This window comes from Streptomyces deccanensis (genome assembly GCF_022385335.1).
In the GTDB taxonomy this organism is placed as follows: Bacteria; Actinomycetota; Actinomycetes; order Streptomycetales; family Streptomycetaceae; genus Streptomyces; species Streptomyces deccanensis.
On the sequence record NZ_CP092431.1, the window covers coordinates 8,844,572 to 8,865,146 of the forward strand.

Annotated in this window: 22 protein-coding genes; 14 read left to right on the forward strand and 8 right to left on the reverse strand. The window is 71.4% G+C overall.

The window, feature by feature from the left end; genetic code table 11:
- Nucleotides 1-2: 2 nt before the first annotated feature.
- Nucleotides 3-146 (reverse strand): LPFR motif small protein, encoded by a 144-nt coding sequence (locus tag L3078_RS38920; RefSeq protein WP_169797823.1) that lies wholly within the window; start codon nucleotides 144-146, stop codon nucleotides 3-5.
- 87 nt (nucleotides 147-233) lie between these two features.
- Entirely contained in the window at nucleotides 234-1,100 is an 867-nt protein-coding gene (locus tag L3078_RS38925; protein ID WP_239758892.1) for an SCO6745 family protein, read from the reverse strand.
- 123 nt (nucleotides 1,101-1,223) lie between these two features.
- Here L3078_RS38925 and L3078_RS38930 point away from each other — a divergent pair, with 123 nt between their 5' ends.
- On the forward strand, nucleotides 1,224-2,183 hold the full coding sequence (locus tag L3078_RS38930; protein WP_239758893.1) for a GlxA family transcriptional regulator: 960 nt from the start codon (nucleotides 1,224-1,226) through the stop codon (nucleotides 2,181-2,183).
- 52 nt (nucleotides 2,184-2,235) lie between these two features.
- On the opposite strand, the gene L3078_RS38935 is transcribed toward L3078_RS38930, so the two are convergent.
- A complete protein-coding gene (locus L3078_RS38935; protein WP_239758895.1) occupies nucleotides 2,236-3,447 on the reverse strand; it encodes an IS110 family RNA-guided transposase in 1,212 nt (403 codons plus the stop codon).
- A gap of 229 nt (nucleotides 3,448-3,676) precedes the next feature.
- On the opposite strand from L3078_RS38935, the gene L3078_RS38940 reads away from it, so the two are divergent.
- Entirely contained in the window at nucleotides 3,677-4,312 is a 636-nt protein-coding gene (locus L3078_RS38940; RefSeq protein ID WP_239758897.1) for a DJ-1/PfpI family protein, read from the forward strand.
- Nucleotides 4,313-4,330: 18 nt separating this feature from the next.
- On the opposite strand, the gene L3078_RS38945 is transcribed toward L3078_RS38940, so the two are convergent.
- Nucleotides 4,331-5,074, reverse strand: coding sequence for an enoyl-CoA hydratase/isomerase family protein (locus tag L3078_RS38945; protein ID WP_239758899.1), 744 nt, complete (start codon nucleotides 5,072-5,074; stop codon nucleotides 4,331-4,333).
- 275 nt (nucleotides 5,075-5,349) lie between these two features.
- Here L3078_RS38945 and L3078_RS38950 point away from each other — a divergent pair, with 275 nt between their 5' ends.
- Nucleotides 5,350-5,865 (forward strand): ATP-binding protein, encoded by a 516-nt coding sequence (locus L3078_RS38950; RefSeq protein WP_239760654.1) that lies wholly within the window; start codon nucleotides 5,350-5,352, stop codon nucleotides 5,863-5,865.
- Nucleotides 5,866-5,895: 30 nt separating this feature from the next.
- On the opposite strand, the gene idi is transcribed toward L3078_RS38950, so the two are convergent.
- The 4 genes from idi to galE form a co-directional block, all read right to left on the reverse strand.
- The gene (gene idi / locus L3078_RS38955; protein WP_239758900.1) at nucleotides 5,896-6,489 is read right to left on the reverse strand and encodes an isopentenyl-diphosphate Delta-isomerase; all 594 of its coding nucleotides are present in this window, start codon (nucleotides 6,487-6,489) and stop codon (nucleotides 5,896-5,898) included.
- A 124-nt stretch (nucleotides 6,490-6,613) separates the two neighbouring features.
- Nucleotides 6,614-7,132, reverse strand: coding sequence for a GNAT family N-acetyltransferase (locus L3078_RS38960; protein ID WP_239758902.1), 519 nt, complete (start codon nucleotides 7,130-7,132; stop codon nucleotides 6,614-6,616).
- Nucleotides 7,123-8,061, reverse strand: a complete 939-nt coding sequence (locus tag L3078_RS38965; RefSeq protein WP_239758904.1) for a cation diffusion facilitator family transporter — start codon at nucleotides 8,059-8,061, stop codon at nucleotides 7,123-7,125. The genes L3078_RS38960 and L3078_RS38965 overlap by 10 nt, the downstream gene beginning before the upstream one ends.
- Before the next feature lie 179 nt (nucleotides 8,062-8,240).
- Nucleotides 8,241-9,212: a UDP-glucose 4-epimerase GalE gene (gene galE, locus L3078_RS38970; protein WP_239758906.1), complete on the reverse strand. Its 972-nt coding sequence runs from the start codon at nucleotides 9,210-9,212 to the stop codon at nucleotides 8,241-8,243.
- 401 nt (nucleotides 9,213-9,613) lie between these two features.
- Here galE and L3078_RS38975 point away from each other — a divergent pair, with 401 nt between their 5' ends.
- The 11 genes from L3078_RS38975 to hpnE all read left to right on the forward strand — a co-directional run bounded on the left by L3078_RS38975 (nucleotide 9,614) and on the right by hpnE (nucleotide 20,486).
- On the forward strand, nucleotides 9,614-11,419 hold the full coding sequence (locus L3078_RS38975; RefSeq protein WP_239760655.1) for a DUF5941 domain-containing protein: 1,806 nt from the start codon (nucleotides 9,614-9,616) through the stop codon (nucleotides 11,417-11,419).
- Nucleotides 11,416-12,168, forward strand: a complete 753-nt coding sequence (locus tag L3078_RS38980; protein WP_215454109.1) for a phosphocholine cytidylyltransferase family protein — start codon at nucleotides 11,416-11,418, stop codon at nucleotides 12,166-12,168. Before L3078_RS38975 ends, L3078_RS38980 begins: the two co-directional genes overlap by 4 nt.
- The gene (locus L3078_RS38985; protein ID WP_239758907.1) at nucleotides 12,156-13,220 is read left to right on the forward strand and encodes an iron-containing alcohol dehydrogenase family protein; all 1,065 of its coding nucleotides are present in this window, start codon (nucleotides 12,156-12,158) and stop codon (nucleotides 13,218-13,220) included. Before L3078_RS38980 ends, L3078_RS38985 begins: the two co-directional genes overlap by 13 nt.
- Before the next feature lie 28 nt (nucleotides 13,221-13,248).
- Complete coding sequence (locus tag L3078_RS38990; RefSeq protein ID WP_045556814.1) at nucleotides 13,249-13,977, forward strand: CDP-alcohol phosphatidyltransferase family protein; 729 nt, start codon at nucleotides 13,249-13,251, stop codon at nucleotides 13,975-13,977.
- An 8-nt stretch (nucleotides 13,978-13,985) separates the two neighbouring features.
- Nucleotides 13,986-14,858, forward strand: coding sequence for a glycosyltransferase family 2 protein (locus L3078_RS38995; RefSeq protein WP_420864143.1), 873 nt, complete (start codon nucleotides 13,986-13,988; stop codon nucleotides 14,856-14,858).
- Between the two features lie 95 nt (nucleotides 14,859-14,953).
- A complete protein-coding gene (locus L3078_RS39000) occupies nucleotides 14,954-15,883 on the forward strand; it encodes an ABC transporter permease (RefSeq protein WP_239758911.1) in 930 nt (309 codons plus the stop codon).
- Nucleotides 15,876-16,643, forward strand: a complete 768-nt coding sequence (locus tag L3078_RS39005) for an ABC transporter ATP-binding protein (protein WP_045556817.1) — start codon at nucleotides 15,876-15,878, stop codon at nucleotides 16,641-16,643. Before L3078_RS39000 ends, L3078_RS39005 begins: the two co-directional genes overlap by 8 nt.
- Before the next feature lie 429 nt (nucleotides 16,644-17,072).
- Complete coding sequence (gene hpnC / locus L3078_RS39010; RefSeq protein WP_239758913.1) at nucleotides 17,073-17,975, forward strand: squalene synthase HpnC; 903 nt, start codon at nucleotides 17,073-17,075, stop codon at nucleotides 17,973-17,975.
- On the forward strand, nucleotides 17,972-18,922 hold the full coding sequence (gene hpnD / locus L3078_RS39015) for a presqualene diphosphate synthase HpnD (protein WP_239758914.1): 951 nt from the start codon (nucleotides 17,972-17,974) through the stop codon (nucleotides 18,920-18,922). The genes hpnC and hpnD overlap by 4 nt, the downstream gene beginning before the upstream one ends.
- Entirely contained in the window at nucleotides 18,919-19,062 is a 144-nt protein-coding gene (locus L3078_RS45020; RefSeq protein ID WP_391805295.1) for a DUF6380 family protein, read from the forward strand. The genes hpnD and L3078_RS45020 overlap by 4 nt, the downstream gene beginning before the upstream one ends.
- A complete protein-coding gene (hpnE, locus tag L3078_RS39020; protein WP_239758916.1) occupies nucleotides 19,059-20,486 on the forward strand; it encodes a hydroxysqualene dehydroxylase HpnE in 1,428 nt (475 codons plus the stop codon). Before L3078_RS45020 ends, hpnE begins: the two co-directional genes overlap by 4 nt.
- Nucleotides 20,487-20,575 lie beyond the last annotated feature (89 nt).

A 20,575-nucleotide genomic window follows, 5' to 3' on the forward strand; every position in this document is an offset into this window, starting at 1 on the left:
CCTCAGGCCCGGCGGGCCCGCCCGGTGCGGCGCGTCGAACTCGACGCGCCTCCGAAGAGCCGGGCCACGGCCCGGAACGGCAGCGTGACCACCGTCGCGATGGCTCCACCGATCTGCCGCAACACGTCTGCGATCGCACGGAACACGTAACTCCCCTTTCGTCTCCCGGCTGGCTGGGCCAGGAACGATCGGGTACCGCGCCCGGCACCGTTCATGCCTGTGTCATCCGTGCGTCAGCTCTTGGCGATCATCCCCGCCGGAAACGCCCCCGCGCCGAGCAGCGTCGTCACCAGGCCGCTCATCAGCTCGGTGAGCCGCTGCACCCCGGCCGCGCCCAGACGCTCGTACGGGGCCAGGTCCAGTCGGTCCGTCGCGTCCTCGATCTCCCCGCGGAGGGCGACGCCCGCCTCCGTCAGCCCGCCCTCGGTGTCGAGCAGCCCGCGCTCCCGGAGCCGGGCGCAGGCAGCGTCCCAGTCGTCCCGCGTCCAGCCGCGCGTGGCGGTGGCCCACTTCGGGGACATGCCCTTCCCGGTCGCGGCGTGGCTGGCCAGCGCCTCGACCGGGTCGAGACCGGCGTCGAGGAGCACGGCGAGATGTCCGTCGCCCCGGTGCTCGCGCAGCAGGGTGGCCGCGTGCCAGAGCGCGAGATGGGGGCGCTCGGGTACGGGGAGATCGGCGTGCGCCGCGTACAGGGGGCGCGCGGTCCGCACGCACGCTTCCGTGGCGCGCAGCGCCAGCTCCGCCGCCTCGGCGACCTCCTCGGAGGCGATCAGCTCCTCGCCGAGCAGTCGTCGCAGCGTGGCGTCGACGGCCCGCTCACGGGCCGCCAGCACCACGGCCGGCGACGCGGTCTTCCACACGGCGGGCACGTGCTCCGCCACCAGCTCGTGACGGAAGTTGAAGAACGTCGCCGTCACCACGCCCGCTCCGACGCCGCCCAGCGCGGCGGCCCGTACGGCGAAGTACGCCGCCTTCGGGTCCTCGATCCCCACGGCGGCCAGCTCCCGCCCGAGGTCCGGCGAGAAGTAGTGCGCGGAGTGGAACGGATTGAGGAGGCTGTGGCAGCGCCGCCCGGCGCGCTCCGGCAGGGATGAGGTCATACCAGCAGGTTACCGACTGGTTGGTACGCGGGCGGAGGGCGGTCCTGCCCGACTCCCGCGATGGCAGGAAAGGTGGGGTACTCGTCATTGCGGTCATGCCCCGGCCGCCCAAGAATCGAAGGCATGCGAACAGTCCTGTTCCTCCTCTTCGACGGCGTGCAGAGCCTCGACGTCACCGGCCCGCTGGAGGTCTTCGCCGGTGCGGAACAGCACACGCCGGGGACCTACCGCGTCAGCACGGCCTCCCTGGACGGCGCACCCGTGCGCACCAGCAGCGGCCTCACCCTGGTCCCGGACCAGGCCCTCGCCGCCGCTCCCGCCCCGCACACCGTGCTCGTCCCGGGCGGCCAGGGCACGCGGAATCCAGCCCCCGGGGTCGTCGACTGGCTGCGCGAGCACGGTCCGCGCGCGGAGCGGCTGGTCTCGGTCTGCACCGGCGCCATCCTGCTGGCCGAGGCGGGCTTCCTGGACGGCCGCCGGGCGACCACCCACTGGGCGTACTGCGAGACACTGGCCCGCCGGCACCCGGCGATCGAGGTCGACCCCGACCCCATCTACGTCCGTGACGGGCACATCGCCACCTCCGCCGGCGTCACCTCCGGCATCGACCTCGCCCTGGCGCTCGTCGAGGAGGACATCGGCCGTGAGGCCGCCCTCACCCTCGCCCGTCATCTCGTCGTGTTCCTGCGCCGCCCGGGCAACCAGGCCCAGTTCAGCGCCCAGCTCGCGGCCCAGACCGCGCAACGGGAACCGCTGCGCGAGGTCCAGCGATGGATCACCGAGCACCCCGGCGACGACCTGAGCGTCGAGCACCTGGCCGCCCGTGCCCGCCTCTCGCCCCGCCACTTCGCCCGCGCCTTCCGGACCGAGACGGGCATGACCCCGGGCCGCTACGTCGACCGCGTCCGTCTCGAACACGCCCGCCGTCTGCTGGAGGACACCTCCGACGGAGTGGAGGAGATCTCCCGCACCTGCGGCTACGGCACCGCCGAGGCCATGCGCCGCGCCTTCGTGAAGGCCCTCGCCACCTCCCCGGCGGAGTACCGCCGCCGCTTCCGCCCGGCCGCCTCGCCCGCCCACTGAAAGGATTCCCAATGGAGTTGTCAACCCGCGTTGGTGACTCGCTGTGAGCGTGTCAGCCCAGCATGACGGGGGTCTGCGGTGCCGTGAGTTCGAAGGCGCGGCCGTCGCGTATGAGTGCCCACAGGACGTTCAGGCGGCGTCGTGCGAGGGCGATGATTGCCTGCTTGTGGCCCTTGCCCTCGGCTCGTTTGCGCTCGTAGAAGGCTTTGGAGACGGGGCAGGAGCGGGCGGCGACCATGGCGGACATGTAGAAGACCCGCAGCAGGCGTCGGCAGTAGCGGCGTGGGCGGCGCATGTTGCCGCTGATGCGTCCGGAGTCCTTGGGGACCGGGGCCAGGCCGGCGACGCCGGCGAGGCGGTCAGCGCTGGCGAAGACGCTCAGGTCTCCGCCGGTGTGAGCGATGAACTCGGCGCCCAGGACGGGGCCGAGGCCGGGCATGCTCAGGATGACCTCGGCGTGCGGGTGGTCGCGAAACCGGCCCTCGATCAGGGCGTCGGTCTCGGCGATCTCCTCGTCGAGGGCCATCACCTCCCTCGCGAGCCTGGCCACCATGGCGGCGGCCAGCTTCTCCCCGGCGACGGCGGTGTGCTGGGCCTCGGCGGCCTCCACCGCGGTGGCCGCAACGAGCTGATAGTTGCGGACCTTGCGGTTCTTCAGCCAGGTCGCGAGCCGGGTCCTGCCGACGCGCCGGAGGGCGGCCGGGGTCTGGTACTGCGTCAGCAGCACCAGGGCCGCCTTGGACGTCTTGTAGTCGAAGGCGCGTTCCAGGGCGGGGAAGTACTCCAGCATCTGGGCTCGCAGCCGGTTGATGGTCCTGGTGCGGTCGGCGGCCAGGTCCAGGCGGCGCGAGGTGAGGATGCGCAGGTCCACGGCGATGTCGTCGCCTCGGTGCACAGGTTCCAGGTCGCGGCGCATGCGGGCCTGGTCGGCGATGACGAAGGCGTCCTTGGCGTCGCTCTTGCCGTCGCCCCGGTAGGAGCCGGAGGCGTGATGGACGGTGCGGCCGGGGATGTAGAGGACCTGCTGGCCGTTGTCGGTCAGCAGCGCGATCATCAGCGCGGCCCCGCCGGCGTTGAGGTCGATCGCCCAGGTCACCGGGGCGCCGTCGCTCAGCTCCAGCACATCGGCGATCAGCTTCAGCAGCGCGGTCTCGTCGTTGTCCACCCGCCGCGACAGCCGGCGCTTGCCGTCCGCGTCGAGCACCACGCAGTGATGCGCGGCCTTGCCCGCATCCGTACCGGCCCACAGCTCGGGCACGGCCACCTCCGAAGTCGTATCCGTTCACAGCCCAGCAGACGACCTCGCCAGCGTGTCCTTACCAAGCGATCTTGTGCCGCGCATCCCAATGAGTGGTCGAGTCGTCGCGGGATGCCGAGCGGCCAATCCTTTCAAGCCACCAGTGGGCGGAAACCCATGAGCCACACCCAGCATCCCCGGGTCTTTCGATCCTACGAGTGACCGAAACCAACCCACCTACAACGTAAGGAACCCCATGCAGATCGCCATCGTCCTCTTCGACCGTTTCACCGCGCTCGACGCGGTGGGCCCCTACGAGACCCTCGGCCGTCTCCCCGACGCCGAACTCGTCTTCGTCGCCGAGGAGGCGGGCCCCGTCCGCTCCGACACCGGCGCGCTCGCGCTCGTCGCCGACAGGACGCTCGCCGAGGTCCCGCGTCCCGACGTCGTCGTGGTGCCGGGCGGCCCCGGCCAGTTCGCCCAGATGGAGAACGAGACCCTCTTCGACTGGCTGCGCACGGCCGACCGCGCGAGCACCTGGACGACCTCCGTGTGCACCGGCTCCCTGATCCTGGCCGGCGCCGGGCTCCTCGAAGGCCGCCGCGCCACCTCGCACTGGCTGGCGCTGGACTTCCTGAAGCAGTACGGCGCCGAACCGACCGGGGAGCGGGTGGTGTTCGACGGCAAGTACGTCACCGCGGCCGGGGTGTCCTCCGGCATCGACATGGGCCTGACCCTGGTCGGCAGGATCGCGGGCGACGAGCATGCCATGGCCGTACAGCTGATGACCGAGTACGACCCGCAGCCGCCCTACGACGCGGGCGCCCCGCACAAGGCGCCGGCCCACCTCGTGGAGGAGTTCCGCACCAACAGCCGCTTCGCCCTGATGTGACCGCCGGCGGCCCCGCCCTCACACCGACCAGGTGAACCGGGGCGCTCGGCGCTCCAGGAACGCGGCGACACCCTCGGCGGTGTCGCCGCTGCCGCGCGCCTGCTCCGCCCAGTGGGCGTCGCGGTCGGTGCGGCCGTTCGCGAACTCCTTGGCCGCCGCCTGGGTCAGTCGCGAGCGTGAGACCAGCACCCGGGTGAACTCCGCGACCCGCTCGGCGAGTTCGCCGTCGGGCAGCACCTCGTCCACCAGCCCGGTGCGCAGCGCCCGCTCCGCGTCGATCAACTCGCCCGAGAACAGCAGGTACTTGGCGGTGCTCGGCCCGACCAGCGCCACCAGCCGCCGGGTGGAGGAGGCCGGATAGACGAGCCCCAGCTTCGCCGGGGTGATCCCGAACAGCGCCCCCTCCTGCGCGAACCGCAGGTCGCAGGCCGCCGCCAACTGGGCGCCACCGCCCACGCAGTGCCCCCGGATCGCCGCCAAGGTCGGCTTCGGAAAGGCGGCGAGAGCCTCCTCGGCGCGGCACGCCAGCGTCTGGGCCTCGTCGGGGGACCCCCGCAGCGTGGAGATGTCGGCCCCCGCGCAGAACGTCCCGCCTTCCCCGGTGAGCACCATGGCCCGTACCCCGGGGTCGGCGGCCAGCCGGTCGAGCAGCGGCGGCAGCGCCCGCCACATCCCGGCCGTCATGGCGTTGCGCTTGGCGGGGTGGTGGATGACGACGGTCGCGATCCCGTCGGCGACGGTGTCCAGCAGTTGAGGCTCCATGCCCCGGATGCTAACCACTCGCCCTCCGGGCAGTGCACGGAGAGTGAGGGCCCGAGGGAGGATTCGGGCGAGACCGGCGTCAAACCCGTACAACCCGAATAGTTCCGAAAGCGACGCAGCTCGAAAAGGCGCGGTCATGTGCCCGACCGACTCGCTCATGAGTGATCCAGAAGTCGTCGATACACGCTGACTTCTGTTCAGTCCTCCGCATGCGGCGTCGAGTTACCAACACTCGACATGTGGTGACAATCGAGCGCAAGGGTGGCGACCGGACCATGGACGACCAAGGGCGCGGGAGCGACCCACGCCCTGACGGCGGCGGGCACGGCCCCGACGCCCCGAGGCCGCCGGAGCCACTGCCCTACGAAGGGGTCTGGCGGTTCACCGCTGCCGCCGTCGACGCCTCGGTGCCGCAGTCGCGGCGCGCCGTCCGTGACCTGCTCGCCCGGCAGGGCGTGCCGATCTCGGACGACCTCGTCCAAGGACTCCTGCTGATCGTCTCCGAGCTGGTGACGAACGCCGTGAAACACGCGGCGCTCCTGTCGCCCACGCTCGCCGTCGAGGTCGCCGTCGGAGCCGAGTGGGTGCGGGTCTCGGTGGAGGACAACCACCCCTACCGCCCGACCGCCCTGGAGACCGACCACGGCCGGCTGGGCGGCCGTGGTCTGCTCCTGGTGCGGGAGATCACGCTGGAGGCGGGCGGGGTCTGCGACGTGGAGCACACCGCGAGCGGCGGCAAGGTGGTCTGGGTGGCCGTGCCGCTCAAACCCGCACATCTGATCCAGGGGTGAGGGGCGCGGGCCCCGGGCCGAAGGCCCCGGTCACCAGCCCGCGGCCGGCCCCGTCAGCTCCCTGACCGCCGGCCGCGCCGCGTCCAGGACCGTCATGAACCAGGCCGAGAAGGGCGCCTTGGCGTGCCGCTCCGCCAGCTCGGCCGGGGTGACGAACGCGGTGTCCCCGACCTCCTCGGGATCCGGCCGGAGCGGGGACTGCAGCAGCCCGACGAACAGGTGGTTGAACTCCTGCTCCACCAGACCCGAGTCCGGGTCCGGGTGGTTGTAGCGGACCGTGCCCGCCTCGCCGAGCAGCGCCGGGGAGACCCCCAGCTCCTCGTGGGTGCGCCGCGCGGCCGCCGCGAACGGGGACTCGCCCGGGTAGGGGTGGCCGCAGCAGGTGTTCGACCACACACCGGGGGAGTGGTACTTGCCGAGGGCCCGCTGCTGCAGCAGCAGCCGCCCGCGCTCGTCGAAGAGGAAGACGGAGAACGCCCGGTGCAGCTGACCGGGCGGTTGATGAGCGGCCAGCTTCTCCGCGGTGCCGATCGTGGTGCCGTCCTCGTCGACCAGCTCCAGCAGGATCGCTTCCGTGGTGCCGCTCTCGGGACTGTGCATCGCGGTGGCAGGTGTGATCGGCATGCCCATCCTTCGCCTCGTTCTTCGAGCCTCAAGTCTGCCGCACGAAACCGGCGCACCCGGCACTTCGCGGTCGACCCGCATGTCCTACCCGCGCACCCCCGCCGAAGACACCTGGGCCCGTGGATCAGACCCCGAAAGCGGTCGCATACCTGATGGTGCCGGACGCCACCGGCGCCGAACCGTCGAGGACCAGCGCCATCATCGCCTCGTCCGGTACCTCGAACCCCGGCCGGATGCCGTACTCGGACGCACGTACGAAGCCGAACCGCGGGTAGTACTCGGGATGCCCGAGGACGAGGACGAGCCCCTCCCCACGCGCGCGTGCCGCCTCCAGCACGGCGCGTACGACGGCCGCTCCCGCCCCCTGCCGCTGGTGGTCCGGGAGCACCGCGACGGGGGCCAGCGCCAGCGCGGGCGTCTCGTCGACATGGCAGCGGGTGATCAGCGCGTACGCCGCGATCGTGCCGTCCGGGGCCTCGGCGACGTACGACAGGTCCGCCAGCCAGGCGCCGGGGTCCTCGCGCAGCGCGTCGACCAGCCTGGCCTCCGCGTCGGTCTCGAAGGCGGCGGCGTTGACGGCGTACACCCCCTCGCGGTCGGCGGACGTCTCCGCTCGGGTGATCCAGTCGGTGGTCAGTGACACAGCTTCGCCTCGTGTTCCGCGTGGCCGCCCGGCTCCAGTTGGAAGGTGCAGTGCTCGACGTCGAAGTGGTCGCCGATGCAGCCCTGGAGGTCGTGCAGCACCTTCTCGTGGCCGATGGAGTCCAGCGTCTCCGAGCTGACCACCACATGGGCGGAGAGCACCGGCATGCCGGAGGTGATGGTCCAGGCGTGCAGATCGTGCACGTCCTCCACGCCGGGCAGCGCCAGGATATGGGCCCGCACCTCAGCCATGTCGACGTTTTTCGGCGCCGCCTCCAGCAGGACGTCGAGGGTCTCGCGCAGCAGCTTCACCGTACGCGGGATGATCATCACACCGATGGCGAGCGAGGCGATCGGGTCGGCGGCCTGCCAGCCGGTGAGCAGGATGACCGTCGCGGAGATGATCACCGCCAGCGAGCCGAGCGCGTCCGCGGCCACCTCCAGGAAGGCGCCCCGGACGTTCAGGCTCTCCTTCTGGCCCCGCATCAGCAGGGACAGCGAGATCATGTTCGCGACCAGACCGATCGCGCCGAAGACGACGGTCAGTCCGCCCTGGGTCCCGACCGGTGTGATGAACCGCTGGATCGCCTCGTACAGCACATAGCCGCCCACGCCGAGCAGCAGCAGACAGTTGGCGAGCGCCGCGAGTATCTCGGCGCGGGCGTAGCCGAAGGTGCGGTTGCCGCTCGGCGGGCGGTTCGCGAAGTGGATCGCGAGGAGCGCCATGCCGAGGCCCACCGCGTCCGTCGCCATGTGCGCCGCGTCGGCGATGAGCGCCAGCGAATCGGCGAGCACGCCGCCGACGATCTCGACCACCATGACGGTGAGCGTGATCGACAGCGCGACCCGCAGCCGCCCGCGGTACGCGGCTGCCGCCGTACCGCTGGTCGGCGCGTGATGCGCGTGCCCGTGGTCGTGACCGGCCCCCATGGGATCCGCCTCTCTCCATGCGTCCGTGTGTTCGGCTCCGGATCACAGTGAACTACGGGTGGGGGGTATCCGGCAACGCGGCACTGAACACCGTTGTCATGTGCTCTGACCTGCGGAAACGATACGCAGGTCAGAGCGCTGCCATGATCGGGACGGCTGCCGGGAAAGGCCGGGAAAGGTCAGAGACCGCGATGCAGTCGCCAGCCCGCCCAGGCCGACTCGACCATCTCGCGCACCCCGCGCCGGGCCGTCCAGCCGAGCTCGCGCCGGGCCCGCTCGGCCGAGGCGACCGCGCGCGGGGCGTCCCCGGGGCGGCGGGGCTCGACGAGCGCGGTACGGCGGTCCCCGGTCACCTCGCCGATGAGGTCGACGAGTTCGCGGACCGAAACGCCCTCGCCCCGGCCGATGTTCACGGTCAGGTCGCCCGAGACGCCGCCGGCGCTGAGCCGTCGGGCCGCCGCGAGGTGCGCGTCGGCCAGATCGGCGACGTGGATGTAGTCCCGGACACAGGTGCCGTCCGGGGTCGGGTAGTCGTCGCCGAAGATCCTCGGGGCCTCGTCACGGGTGAGACGGTCGAAGACCATCGGGACGACGTTGAAGATGCCGGTGTCGGCCAGGGCGGGTTCGGCGGCGCCGGCCACGTTGAAGTAGCGCAGACACACGGTGGCGATGCCGTGGGCCTGCCCGGCCGCCCGGACCAGCCACTCCCCGGCCAGCTTGGTCTCGCCGTACGGGCTCATCGGGGCGCACAGGGTGTCCTCCGTGATGAGGTCCACGTCCGGGTTGCCGTAGACGGCCGCGGAGGAGGAGAAGAGGAAGCGCTCCACCCCGGCGGCGGCCGCAGCCTCCAGCAGCGTCGCGAGACCGCCGACGTTCTCCTGGTAGTACCGGGTGGGCTGGGCGACGGACTCGCCCACCTGCTTGCGGGCCGCGAGGTGGACGACACCGGTCACCGCGTGCTCGGCGAGCACGCGCTTGAGGAGGTCGCCGTCGAGGGCGGAGCCGTGGATCAGGGGGATGTCCTCGGAGAGGCGGCCGCGGACCCCCGCGGAGAGGTCGTCGAGCGCGACGACCCGTTCGCCGGCCTCGGTCATGACCTTCGCCACGTGTGCGCCGATGTAGCCCGCCCCGCCTGTGATCAGCCATGTCATGCGGTCACCTTATGCGGGGGGTGTGGTGTGCCTATTCGCCGTAGGGGGTGTGCAGGGTTGGCGGGTGAAGGGTCGTCGGTGGTTGCCCGCGCAGTTCCCCGCGCCCCTGAAGGGCCGCGGATCCGGGCCCTCGTCGAGGAGTCGGACCATACCTTCATCCCCTATCCACCGATATACGCACCGGAGTTTGTGGCGTAACCCCCACATCCCCGATGATGATCGCGGCGGAGGGCCGACGGCTTGAGCAGGCCGAACTGATCCGGGCGTGAACGGGCGGTGAACGCCCGCTTCTCTTCATCCGATAACCTCTGCCGACACGCCGCCGGGTCGCAGCGGGCCGGGGCGCCTCCACCACGTACACGTCCGGCGCGGTCGCGTCGGCACCCAGGGAGTGAGTTCGTCTGTCGACCGCCATCCTCACCGGTCAGCCGGTCCCCGGATCGTCGCTGGAGGGCGATCTGCGGTCGCTCGGCTTCGACGTGCGGACCGCCTCCGACGCCGGTGACACCGAGACGCTCCTGGCGACGGTGCCCGCGGACCAGCGGGTCGCGATCGTCGACGCCCGTTTCGTGGGCCATGTGCACGCGCTGCGCCTGGGACTCACCGACCCCCGCTTCGAGGCCGCCGCCCTCCCGGGCGCCGTGACCGTGCGGCCCGCCGCCCGTCAGGCGCTGACCCGGGCGCTGGCCCGCGAGAGCGCGGACGCCGGCGGCACCACGGCCGTCGCCGTCGACAGCGTCGCCGACCGCGTCGTCGCCGCCCTCGACGCCGACGGCGTCAGCCTCCACCGGCCCGAACTCGGCACCCTGGTCGCCGCCGTCCCCGCCGACCCGCAGGCCCGCAACGAGGCCCGCCAGGCGGTCGCCGCCGTCGACGACGAGGCCGTACGGCTGCGCACGGCGGTGAAGTCCCGCGACGGCTTCTTCACCACGTACTTCATCAGCCCGTACTCCCGCTACATCGCCCGCTGGTGCGCCCGCCGGGGCCTGACCCCGAACCAGGTCACCACGGCCTCGCTGATCACCGCCCTGATCGCGGCCGGCTGCGCGGCCACCGGCACGCGCGGCGGGTTCGTCGCGGCCGGCCTCCTCCTGCTCTTCTCCTTCGTCCTGGACTGCACCGACGGCCAGCTGGCCCGCTACTCGCTGCAGTACTCGACGCTCGGCGCCTGGCTCGACGCCACCTTCGACCGCGCCAAGGAGTACGCCTACTACGCGGGCCTCGCCCTCGGCGCCGCGCGCGGCGGTGACGACGTATGGGCCCTGGCCCTCGGCGCGATGGTCCTGCAGACCTGCCGTCACGTCGTCGACTTCTCCTTCAACGAGGCGAACCACGACGCCACCGCCAACACCAGCCCCACCGCCGCCCTCTCCGGCAAGCTCGACAGCGTCGGCTGGACGGTCTGGATCCGCCGCATGATCGTCCTGCCGATCGGCGAGCGCTGGGCGATGATCGCGGTCCTCACGGCGGTCACCACACCCCGCATCACCTTCTACGCGCTGCTCATCGGCTGCGCCTTCGCCGCGACCTACACCACGGCGGGCCGCGTGCTGCGCTCGCTGACCCGCAAGGCGCAGCGCACGGACCGGGCGGCGCGGGCGCTGGCGGACCTCGCGGACACCGGCCCGCTCGCCGAAGCGCTGGCGCGGCTCCTGCCGAGCCCGCCGCGCAAGACGGCACTGCTCAGCGCGGCCTTCGGAGCCGTGGCCGTGGTGACCGCCGCCTGGGTCTGGGGCCCCTCCTGGCAGGTCGTCCTCGCGGCCGGGCTCCATGTCCTGCTGTCGGCGGAAGCCGTCGAGCGCCCCCTCAAGGGCGCCCTCGACTGGCTCGTTCCGCCCCTCTTCCGCGCCGCCGAGTACTGCGTCGTCCTGCTGCTCGCGGCCAAAGCCGAGGTGAACGGCGCCCTTCCTGCGGCTTTCGGGCTGGTGGCGGCCGTCGCCTACCATCACTACGACACGGTGTACCGCATCCGCGGCGACGCCGGCGCGCCGCCGCGGTGGCTGGTGCGGGCGATCGGCGGTCACGAAGGCAGGACCCTGCTGGTCACCGTCCTGGCCGCGCTGCTCGCGCCCACAGAGTTCACAGTCGCGCTCACGGCTCTCGCCGTGGCCGTGGCCCTGCTGGTGCTCCTCGAGAGCATCCGCTTCTGGGTGACCGCCCATAAAACAGGCGCACCCGCCGTACACGATGAAGGAGAACCCGCATGATCGGCCTCGTGCTGGCGGCCGGCGCCGGACGGCGTCTTCGCCCCTACACCGACACCCTCCCCAAGGCTCTGGTGCCGGTCGGCCCCGAGGGCGACGAGGAGAGCCTCACGGTTCTCGACCTCACCCTCGGCAACTTCGCCGAGATCGGCCTGACCGAGGTCGCGATCATCGTCGGGTACCGCAAGGAGGCCGTCTACGAGCGCCGCGAGGCGCTGGAGGCCAAGTACGGGCTCAAGATCACCCTGATCGACAACGACAAGGCCGAGGAGTGGAACAACGCCTACTCCCTGTGGTGCGGCCGTGACGCCATCAAGCACTCGGTGATCCTCGCCAACGGCGACACCGTGCACCCGGTCTCCGTCGAGAAGACCCTGCTCGCCGCCCGCGGCGACGGCAAGAAGATCATCCTCGCCCTCGACACGGTGAAGTCCCTCGCCGACGAGGAGATGAAGGTCGTCGTCGGCCCCGAGGGCGGCATGACCAAGATCACCAAGCTGATGGACCCGGCCGAGGCGACCGGCGAGTACATCGGCGTCACCCTCATCGAGGGCGAGGCCGCCGACGAGCTGGCCGACGCCCTGAAGACGGTCTTCGAGACGGACCCGCAGCAGTTCTACGAGCACGGCTACCAGGAGCTCGTGAACCGCGGCTTCCGCATCGACGTCGCGCCCATCGGTGACGTCAAGTGGGTCGAGATCGACAACCACGACGACCTCGCCAAGGGACGTGAGATCGCGTGCCAGTACTGACGAGGCTCATCCCCTCGCCGGTCGTCGTGGACATCCGTCCCGGCGCGCTCGATGATCTGGCGACGATCCTGTCGGACCAGCGCATCGCGCCGTCGGGCCGGCTGGCCTTCGCGATCAGCGGCGGCTCCGGGGCCGCGCTGCGCGACCGGTTCGCCCCCGCGCTGCCGGAGGCGGACTGGTTCTGCGACGCCGACGGCACCATCGACGGAGCGGTACGGCTCGCCGACTCGATCAAGAAGGGCGGTCACTACGACGCCGTGGTCGGGCTCGGCGGCGGCAAGGTCATCGACTGCGCCAAGTACGCGGCCGCCCGGGTGGGCCTGCCGCTGGTCGCCGTCGCCACCAACCTGGCCAACGACGGTCTGTGCTCCCCGGTGGCGACCCTCGACAACGACGCGGGCCGCGGCTCCTACGGGGTGCCGAACCCGATCGGCATCGTCATCGACCTGGACGTCATCCGTGAGGCCCCGGTGCGCTTCGTGCGGGCCGGCATCGGCGACGTGATCTGCAAGATCTCCGCTGTCGCCGACTGGGAGCTGTCCAGCCGGGAGACCGGTGAGAAGGTCGACGGACTGGCCGCCGCCATGGCCCGCCAGGCCGCCGAGGCAGTCCTGCGCCACCCCGGCGGGGTCGGCGACGACGACTTCCTGACCACGCTCTCCGAGTCCCTCGTGCTGTGCGGGATCTCCATGTCCGTGGCCGGCGACAGCCGTCCCGCCTCGGGCGCCTGTCATGAGATCAGCCACGCGTTCGACCTGACGTTCCCCAAGCGGAACGCCCTGCACGGCGAACAGTGCGGTCTCGGCGGCGCGTTCGCCACCTTCCTGCGCGGCCACCACGAGATCGCGGGCCAGATGACCGAGGTGCTGCGCCACCACGGCCTGCCCGTCCTCCCGGACGAGATCGGCTTCACGGTCGACGAGTTCGTCCAGGTCGTGGAGTTCGCCCCGCAGACCCGGCCGGGCCGCTACACCATCCTGGAACACCTCGAACTGAGCACCGAACAGATCAAGGACGCCTACGCCGACTATGCCAAAGCCATCAGTAGCTGAGCTGCGCCCGGTCGTGCACCCCCCGGGTGTGAAGGACCGGCGCAGCGGTGAGCACTGGGCCGGCCGGCTCTACATGCGCGAGATCTCGCTGCGGATAGACCGGCACCTGGTGAACACCCGGGTCACGCCCAACCAGCTGACCTACCTGATGACCGTCTTCGGCGTCCTCGCCGCCCCGGCCCTGCTGGTGCCGGGCATCCCGGGCGCCGTCCTCGGTGTGCTGATGGTCCAGCTGTACCTGCTGTTCGACTGCGTCGACGGCGAGCTCGCCCGCTGGCGCAAGCAGTACTCGATGACCGGCGTCTACGTCGACCGGGTCGGCGCCTACCTGTGCGATGCCGCCGTCCTCGTCGGCTTCGGGCTGCGCGCGGCCGACCTGTGGGGCACCGGCCGCATCGACTGGCTGTGGGCCTTCCTCGGCACGCTGGCCGCGCTCGGCGCGATCCTGATCAAGGCCGAGACGGACCTCGTCGGCGTCGCCCGGCACCAGACGGGCAAGCCGCCGGTCCAGGAGTCGGCCGCCGAGCCGCGCTCCTCCGGCATGGCGCTGGCCCGCAGGGCCGCCGCCGCCCTGAAGTTCCACCGGCTGATCCTCGGCGTCGAGGCCTCCCTGCTGATCCTGGCCCTCGCGGTCGTGGACCAGATCCGGGGCGACCTCTTCTTCTCCCGGGTGGGCGTCGCCGTCCTGGCCGGTATCGCGCTGCTCCAGACCCTGCTGCACCTGGTGTCGATCCTCGTCTCCAGCAGGCTGAAGTGAGCGGCGGCATGAAGGTCGGCGCGGTGATCATCACCATGGGCAACCGCCCCGACGAGCTCCGCGCCCTCCTCGACTCGGTCGCCAAGCAGGAGGGCGACCGGGTCGAGGCGGTCGTCGTCGGCAACGGCTCGCCCGTCCCGGACGTCCCCGAGGGCGTCCGGACGGTCGAGCTGCCCGAGAACCTCGGCATCCCCGGCGGCCGCAACGTCGGCATAGAGGCGTTCGGCCCCAGCGGCCGGGACGTCGACGTCCTGCTCTTCCTCGACGACGACGGCCTGCTCGCCCACCACGACACCGCCGAACTCTGCCGGCAGGCCTTCGAGGCCGACCCGAGGCTCGGCATAGTCAGCTTCCGCATAGCCGACCCCGACAACGGCGAGACCCAGCGCCGGCACGTGCCCCGGCTGCGGGCCTCCGACCCGATGCGCTCCTCCCGGGTCACCACCTTCCTCGGCGGCGCCAACGCCGTCCGCACCCAGGTCTTCGCCGAAGTCGGCGGTCTCCCGGACGAATTCTTCTACGCGCACGAGGAAACCGACCTGGCATGGCGGGCCCTCGACGCGGGCTGGATGATCGACTACCGGTCCGACATGGTGCTGTACCACCCCACGACCGCGCCCTCCCGGCACGCGGTCTACCACCGCATGGTCGCGCGCAACCGCGTCTGGCTCGCCCGCCGCAACCTCCCGGCCCCGCTCGTCCCGGTCTACCTGGGCGTCTGGCTGCTGCTGACGCTTCTCCGCAAGCCGTCCGGACCGGCGCTGAAGGCCTGGTTCGGCGGCTTCAAGGAGGGCTGGACGAGCACCTGCGGTCTCCGCCGGCCCATGAAGTGGCGTACGGTGTGGCGGCTGACCCGGCTGGGACGGCCTCCCGTCATCTGACAAGCTCGAAATCTGAGAGCATTCGGCCGTACCCGGTCCAGGTTTCCGCCTCGGCCCGACCAGGCTGCGCACTTTGAGGACGAAAGTTTCCATTTGTGAGTGAGACAACGCATGACGGCAGGGTTGTGGTGAGCGACCGTCCGTCGCCCGACGACGGGCTCTCCGCGACGGAACTGGCCGCCAAGTACGGGCTCGCCGTGAGCGGCGCCCGGCCCGGACTCGTGGAGTACGTCCGCCAGATGTGGGGGCGGCGCCACTTCATCCTCGCCTTCTCCCAGGCGAAGCTCACCGCGCAGTACAGCCAGGCCAAGCTCGGCCAGCTGTGGCAGGTGGCCACCCCGCTGCTCAACGCGCTGGTGTACTTCCTGATCTTCGGCCTGATCCTCAACGCCGACCGGGGCATGTCGCGCGAGGTCTACATCCCGTTCCTGGTCACGGGTGTCTTCGTGTTCACCTTCACGCAGAGCTCGGTGATGGCCGGCGTCCGCGCGATCTCCGGCAACCTGGGCCTCGTGCGCGCCCTGCACTTCCCGCGCGCCTCGCTGCCCATCTCCTTCGCGCTCCAGCAGCTCCAGCAGCTGATGTTCTCGATGATCGTGCTGTTCTGCGTCGCGGTCGGCTTCGGCAGCTATCCGCGTCTGTCCTGGCTGCTGATCATCCCGGTGCTGGTGCTGCAGTTCCTCTTCAACACCGGCCTCGCCCTGATCATGGCCCGCATGGGCGCGAAGACCCCGGACCTCGCGCAGCTGATGCCGTTCGTGATGCGGACCTGGATGTACGCCTCCGGCGTCATGTTCTCCATCCCGGTCATGCTCGCCGACCACCCCAAGTGGATCGCCGACGTCCTCCAGTGGAACCCGGCGGCGATCTACATGGACCTGATGCGCTTCGCGCTGATCGACGGCTACGGCTCCGAGAACCTGCCCCCGCACGTGTGGGCGGTCGCCGGCGGCTGGGCCGTGCTGATCGCGCTCGGCGGCTTCGTGTACTTCTGGAAGGCGGAGGAGAGGTACGGCCGTGGCTGAGTCACTCATCCCCACCGTCATCGCGGACGAGTTGCACATCGTCTACCGCGTCAACGGCGCCAAGACCGGCAAGGGCAGCGCGACCGCCGCCCTCAGCCGCATCCTCAAGCGCGGCGAGGAGCGGGGCGTCCGCAAGGTGCACGCCGTCAAGGGCGTCTCCTTCGTCGCCTACCGGGGTGAGGCCATCGGCCTCATCGGCTCCAACGGCTCCGGCAAGTCCACCCTGCTGCGGGCGATCGCCGGTCTGCTGCCGGCGGAGAAGGGCAAGGTCTACACCGACGGCCAGCCCTCGCTGCTCGGCGTCAACGCCGCCCTGATGAACGACCTCACGGGCGAGCGCAACGTCATATTGGGCGGCCTGGCGATGGGCATGTCCCGCGACCAGATCAAGGAGCGCTACCAGGGGATCGTCGACTTCTCCGGCATCAACGAGAAGGGCGACTTCATCACCCTGCCGATGCGCACCTACTCCTCCGGCATGGCGGCCCGGCTGCGCTTCTCCATCGCGGCCGCGAAGGACCACGACGTGCTGATGATCGACGAGGCCCTCGCCACCGGCGACCGCGCCTTCCAGAAGCGCTCCGAGGCCCGCATCCGCGAACTGCGCAAGGAGGCCGGCACGGTCTTCCTGGTCAGCCACAACAACAAGTCCATCCGCGACACCTGCGACCGCGTCCTGTGGTTGGAACGCGGCGAACTCCGCATGGACGGCCCGACCGACGAGGTGCTCAAGGAATACGAGAAGTTCACGGGCAAGTAGCCCCGCACGACCCGGGCCCCGCCGGAACTGCTCCGGCGGGGCCCGGCGTCTGCAAGGGATACCGGGGGAGGCGCTCGTCCGGCACACCGGGGACGGCATCCGCAAAGGAAACGCCAACTTCGGCAAGGAAGCGTCAACTCCGGCCGCCCATAGGAATCTTGGGGGCAATCGGTGCGTTCTTGTGATGTGCAGGACACCCCCACGGAGCATGGTGCGTTGTAGAACGTAAGCTGTACCGGTGCCGAATCGCGGCAAGTAGGTCCATAATGCGCGACACCCGGCATCAGCCGCAGACGCCGCCCACCGGGCGGCGTGTCCGAAATAGTGGGTATTGGGTCGGCAGTGTAGAACGGGAGATGTGACGGCCATGGCTACGGAGACTCCCCAGCGCAACCACGCTTCTGCCGTTCCCGCGCCGGGTGACGAGCGGTGACCGAAACCGGGACGGCGCGCACCGCGGACCCGGAGCGCGACACCCTCGACAAGGCCGGGGCCGAGAACTTTCCCGTCGCCCCGTTCTTCCTGCCCAGGGCCTGGCGCGACGACCTCATGGCCGTCTACGGCTTCGCCCGCCTCGTCGACGACATCGGCGACGGCGACCTCGCCCCCGGCGGCGCCGACGCCCGCCTCCTGGGCCTCGCCCCGCAGGACGCCGACGACCGGCTGCTCCTCCTGGACGCCTTCGAGGCCGACCTCGGCAAGGTCTTCGACGGCACCCCGAACCACCCCCTGCTGCGCAGGCTGCGGCACACCGTCCGCCGCCGCTCCCTCGCCCCCGAGCCGTTCCTCGCGCTGATCGCCGCCAACCGCCAGGACCAGCTGGTCAAGCGGTACGAGACCTACGACGACCTGCTCGCCTACTGCGCGCTGTCCGCCAACCCCGTCGGCCGGCTGGTCCTCGCCGTCACCGGAGCGACCACCCCCGAGCGGGTCCGGCACTCGGACGCGATCTGCACCGCGCTGCAGATCGTCGAACACCTCCAGGACGTCGCCGAGGACCTGCGCCGCGACCGGGTCTATCTGCCCGCCGCGGACCTGAAGCGCTTCCACGTCCAGGAGACGGACCTCGCCGCGCCCACCGCGGGCGCGTCGGTGCGCGCGCTGATCGCGTACGAGGCGGAACGCGCCGGAGCCCTCCTCGACGAGGGCGCCCCCCTCGTGGGCAGCGTCCACGGCAGGCTGAGGCTGCTCCTCGCCGGGTTCGTGGCGGGCGGAAGGGCGGCCGTCCACGCGATCGCCGCCGCCGAGTTCGACGTACTTCCCGGCCCGCCCAAGCCCGGCAAGCTCCGGCTGCTGCGCGAGGTGGGCGCGACCCTGCGAGGAGAGGGGTGATCCGGACCGTGGAGTCGGAACCACACGTGTCCGCGCCGGTACTCGCCGCCTACAGCTACTGCGAGGCCGTCACCGGACAGCAGGCCCGCAACTTCGCCTACGGCATCAGGCTGCTGCCGACGCCCAAGCGCCGCGCGATGTCCGCGCTGTACGCGCTCTCCCGACGGGTCGACGACATCGGTGACGGCGCCCTCGCGATCGAGGTCAAGGCGGCCCGCCTGGAGGAGACCAGAGCACTGCTGACCCGCGTCAGGGACGGCTCGGTCGACGAGGACGACACCGACCCCGTCGCCGTCGCCCTCGCCCACGCGGCGGCCGCCTTCCCGATCCCGCTCGACGCCCTCGACGAACTCATCGACGGCGTCCTCATGGACGTACAAGGCGAGCACTATGAGACCTGGGACGACCTGAAGGTCTACTGCCGCTGTGTCGCCGGAGCCATCGGGCGGCTCTCGCTCGGTGTCTTCGGCACGGAACCCGGGGCGCGCGGTGCGGAACGCGCGCCCGAGTACGCCGACACCCTCGGACTCGCGCTCCAACTCACCAACATCCTCAGGGACGTTCGCGAGGACGCGGAGGGCGGGCGCACCTATCTGCCGTCCGACGACCTCGCCAAGTTCGGCTGCTCGGCGGGGTTCGCCGGGCCGCTGCCACCCGCCGACTCCGACTTCGCGGGTCTGGTGCACTTCGAGGTGCGCCGGGCCCGCGCCCTGTTCGCCGAGGGGTACCGGCTGCTGCCGATGCTCGACCGCCGCAGCGGCGCCTGTGTCGCCGCCATGGCAGGCATCTACCGCCGGTTGCTCGACCGCATCGAGCGCGAGCCGGAGGCCGTGCTGCGCGGGCGCGTCTCACTGCCCGGCAGGGAGAAGGCCTACGTCGCCGTGCGCGGCCTCTCCGGTCTGGACGCCCGCCATGTGTCACGCCGTACCGTCAGGAGGCGCGTGTGAGGGACAATACGGCCCAAGGCGAACCCATCGGCGAAAAGTGGTACGCAACCCTCCGCACCGACAGCGCGTCCCAGGATGCGACGGCCCGCCGCGCACCGCTCCGGCACCCCGGCGGACCGGCAGGGGAGGGTGCACGATGACCGACGGCGCACAGTCCGAGGAACCCCGGGACGCGGACCGCGAGGGCCGGCCCCGGAGCACGGCCGTGGTGGTCGGCGGAGGGCTCGCGGGCATCACCGCCGCGCTCTCGCTCGCCGACGCGGGCGTACAGGTCACCCTCCTGGAGGGGCGGCCCCGCCTCGGCGGTCTCGCCTTCTCCTTCCAGCGCGGCGACCTGACCGTCGACAACGGACAGCATGTTTACCTGCGGTGCTGCACCGCCTACCGCTGGTTCCTCGACCGGGTCGACGCGACCGCGCTCGCGCCCCTGCAGGACCGTCTCGACGTGCCGGTCCTCGACGCCGACGGGCGGCCGGGCAGGCGGCTCGGCAGACTGCGGCGCGACGCGCTGCCCGTACCGCTGCACCTGGGACGCAGCCTCGCCACGTACACCCATCTCTCGCTCGCCGAGCGCGCGAAGGTGGGGCGGGCCGCGCTGGCACTCAAGGCGCTCGACCTCGACGATCCCGCGCTGGACGAACGGGACTTCGGCGGCTGGCTGGCCGCGCACGGGCAGTCGGCGCGGGCCGTCGAGGCGCTGTGGGACCTCGTGGGGGTCGCCACCCTCAACGCGGTCGCCGGCGACGCGTCCCTCGCGCTCGCCGCGATGGTGTTCAAGACGGGACTGCTGTCCGAGCCGGGCGCCGCCGACATCGGCTGGGCCCGGGTCCCGCTCGGTGAACTGCACGACCGGCAGGCCCGCAAGGCGCTCGACTCGGCGGGCGTCCGTACCGTGCTCCGCGCCCGCGCCACCTCCGTCTCCCGTACGGAGAACGGCGGTTGGCGGGTCGAGGTGCCCGGCGAGACCCTCGACGTGGACGCGGTCGTGCTCGCCGTGCCCCAGCGCGAGACGCACGACCTGCTGCCCGAGCAAGCCCTCGACGAGCCCGGACGGCTGCTGGAGATCGGCACCGCGCCGATCCTCAACGTCCACGTGGTGTACGACCGGAAGGTGCTCGGCAAGCCCTTCTTCGCGGCGCTCGGCACGCCCGTGCAGTGGGTCTTCGACCGGACCGAGGCCTCGGGCCTGCGCGACGGCCAGTACCTGGCGCTGTCGCAGTCGGCCGCGCGGAGCGAGATCGACGCACCGGTCAACGTCCTGCGCGAGCGGTATCTGCCCGAGCTGGAACGGCTGTTGCCCGGCGCGCGCGGCGCCGAGGTGAAGGACTTCTTCGTGACCCGGGAGCGCACCGCGACGTTCGCTCCCACCCCCGGCGTCGGACGGCTCAGGCCCGGCGCCCGCACCAAGGCACCCGGCCTGTACCTGGCCGGAGCGTGGACCGCCACCGGGTGGCCCGCGACCATGGAGAGTGCGGTCCGCAGCGGCATCGGCGCGGCGGACGCCGCCCTCGCCGCGCTGGGCCGCCCCCGCGAACACCTCTTCCGCTTTGAGGAGGCGGCGTGACGCTCGAAGCGCACCTGACCGGATCCCGCACTCTCGGTACCACGAACACATCGACATCTGGAGAGACTGTGCCCACTGTGCCCCCGGCC